The organism is Mesorhizobium sp. M7A.F.Ca.CA.002.05.1.1, assembly GCF_003998335.1.
Lineage (GTDB): Bacteria > Pseudomonadota > Alphaproteobacteria > Rhizobiales > Rhizobiaceae > Mesorhizobium.
Genome location: NZ_RZQI01000775.1, coordinates 1 through 2,858, shown reverse-complemented (window position 1 = coordinate 2,858; position 2,858 = coordinate 1). Strand labels below are relative to the sequence as shown.

General features: G+C 63.0%; 2 protein-coding genes and 1 pseudogene. All 3 read left to right on the top strand.

The window, feature by feature from the left end:
• The first annotated feature begins 216 nt into the window (after window positions 1–216).
• Window positions 217–411 carry a hypothetical protein gene (locus EN939_RS28270; RefSeq protein ID WP_127270986.1) on the top strand — a complete coding sequence of 65 codons (195 nt, stop codon included), beginning with the start codon at window positions 217–219 and terminating at the stop codon, window positions 409–411.
• Between the two features lie 116 nt (window positions 412–527).
• Window positions 528–1,990 (top strand): annotated as a pseudogene (locus tag EN939_RS28265) (AMP nucleosidase).
• A 70-nt stretch (window positions 1,991–2,060) separates the two neighbouring features.
• Window positions 2,061–2,858 (top strand): endonuclease/exonuclease/phosphatase family protein (locus EN939_RS28260; RefSeq protein ID WP_127271010.1); only part of this gene is annotated, 798 nt, incomplete at its 3' end.

Below are 2,858 nucleotides of genomic sequence, written 5' to 3'. Positions count from 1 at the left end.
GTTGAAGGAGACCGACCCAATGCTTGCTCGCCGCTTCACCATCGTCTGCCTGCTGGTGAGCCTGTTTGGAATGTTCTTCGCCATCCTCGTCGCCGAAGCGGGCCGTCCGGCCCGCGCCTGGGACGAAGCCAGTTCCAGAACCTGCCGCCTCGCCTGCCCCACCCATCTTCGCAACTGACCAAAGAAACCAAGACCTCGAAAGAAAAGCTGAACGCCATGAACCGCATCGCCGCCAACACTCTCAAGACCCTTCGGCTTCTGCCGCGGGCGGCGCTTATCCTGACGGTGCTGGCCGCTCCGGTTCTGGCCGTGCCGATGATGCGCACTGACGCCGGCTCGACGATCGACGCACCAGCCCTGAAGAAGTCCGGCGTCGGCTTTGTGCTCCTGGTCAGCCTGCAGCGCGGTTGAAGAAAAACGGCGCTTTGGCCGCCTTCGGTCGCGACACCCCTCCCAAGTGCCGATCCAAGTCTCTATATTGAGCCATGGAAAAGCGAATCTACCCACAAGCCATCGAATCTGTCGTCATGCCGGAGCCTTTTGGCCGGCAAAGCTTTGATAGCGCCGAAAAAGCAGTCAAGGCACTGCAGGCGCTTTACGACCGCAATACCAAATTCCTGCGCGACTCCTTTGCAGAGCTGGCGGCAGCAGGCGGCGACAATGGCAAGCGCTACCGGGCCTTTTATCCGGAGATCGGTGTCACCACCAACTCGTTCACCCAGATCGACTCGCGCCAGGCCTATGGCCATATGCCGACGCCTGGGCATTTTTCCACCACCATCACCCAGCCGGGCCTGTTCGAAAGCTACCTCGTCGAGCAGTTGCGCCTGATCATGCGCAATCATGGGGTTGCGGTCACGGTGTCGGAATCGACCACACCCATCCCGCTGCATTTCGCCTTCCTTGAAGGCACCCATGTCGACGGCGCGACGGCAGAGCGCATCAAGCGGCCGATCCGCGATCTGTTCGACGTGCCGGATCTCGACGGCACCGACGACAGATCGCCAACGGCACCTTCGAAGTCGCCTTTGGCGAGCCGAGGCCTCTGGCGCCCTTCACGGCGCAGCGCATCGATTATTCGCTGCACCGGCTGTCGCACTATACGGCAACCACGCCGCAGCAGTTCCAGAACTTCGTGCTGTTCACCAATTATCAGTTCTACATCGACGAGTTCGTCGCCCGCGCCCGCAACCTGATGGCCAATGGCGGCGGCGGATACACGGAGTTCGTCGAGCCGGGCAATGTCATCACCAAGAGCGGGCAAAGCGCGCCCAGCGAAGGCGTTGCACCGCCGCGCCTGCCGCAGATGCCGGCCTATCACCTGAAGAAATCGGGACATGGCGGCATCACCATGGTCAATATCGGCGTCGGGCCCTCCAACGCCAAGACCATCACCGACCATATCGCGGTGCTGAGGCCGCATGCCTGGGTGATGCTCGGCCACTGCGCCGGCCTGCGCAACACCCAGGCGCTGGGCGACTATGTGCTGGCGCATGCCTATGTGCGCGAGGACCATGTGCTGGACGACGATCTTCCGGTCTGGGTGCCGATCCCGCCGCTGGCCGAAATCCAGGTGGCGTTGCAGGAAGCCGTCGCCGAAGTCACCGGCCTTTCCGGCTACGACCTAAAGCGCATCATGCGCACCGGCACCGTCGCCACCATCGACAATCGCAACTGGGAACTGCGCGACCAGCGTGGCCCGGTACAGCGTCTGTCGCAATCTCGCGCCATCGCACTCGACATGGAATCGGCGACCATCGCCGCCAATGGCTTCCGCTTTCGCGTTCCCTACGGCACGCTGCTGTGCGTTTCGGACAAACCGCTGCATGGCGAGTTGAAGCTGCCCGGCATGGCGACCGAATTCTACAAGCGCCAGGTGGCGCAGCACCTGACCATCGGCATCAGGGCGATGGAGAAGCTCGCGGAAATGCCGATGGAGCGGTTGCATTCGCGCAAGCTCAGAAGTTTTTCGGAAACGGCGTTCCAGTAGGCCGATGCCACGCACCGCGGCGGCATTTCTCATCTTGATTGGGCCGCATTTCTGCCGATAAGCAGGCGGCATGGAGAGAGCGAGCCTCGGGACATTGCTGATTTCGGTTGCATTCCTGGCAATGCTGGCCTGTTCGATCGCTCTGGTGGCCGGGTTTTTCGGAACGCTGCATCCCGCCTTCGATTCCTTCTCGCATTTCCGCGTCCACCTTGCCGTGCTGATGGCGCTTTGCGCGCTGCCGCTGCTGGCCACGACATTTCGCCTGCAGGCGGCCGTGGCACTGCTTTTTGCCGTGGCGGCCTTCGCCACCACTTCCGGGTCGCTGTCCTTCTCCCGCCTGTGGCCGGTTGAGGCCGCCTATGAAGCCAAGAACGAAGACCGCGCAATCTACAAGCTGCTGCAGATGAACCTGCGCTACGACAATCCGACGCCGAAGAAGGTGCTGTCGCTGATCGGCCGGACCAATCCCGACGTGATCACCCTCGACGAGGTATCGGCGATGTGGGCGACCGAGCTTGGCTATATCAGCAGCGCCTATCCATACCGGATCCTCTGTCCCTATCCCAACGGCATATTCGGCGTCGCGTTGCTCTCGCGGAGGCCCTTTGCCGCGGGCACCGAGGCGCGTTGCGAAAGGCGCGGCGCCATGGCGACAGCGACCGTCGACTTCGGCGGGATCGACGTCGATGTCGCGGCGATCCACCTCAGTTGGCCGTGGCCACGCGAGCAGTACTGGCAGATCGGCGAGTTGACGGAGCCGCTTTCCGCGCTCGGCGAGACGGCCATCATGGCGGGCGACTGCAATGCCGCGCCATGGAGTGCCGCCGTGCGGCGGGTCGCGGCGCTTGGCGGGCTGACCGTGATGCCG

Coding starts and splice junctions, on each gene's coding strand:
- EN939_RS28270 (WP_127270986.1), top strand. CDS start 217: ATGAACCGCATCGCCGCCAACACTCTCAAGACCCTTCGGCTTCTGCCG.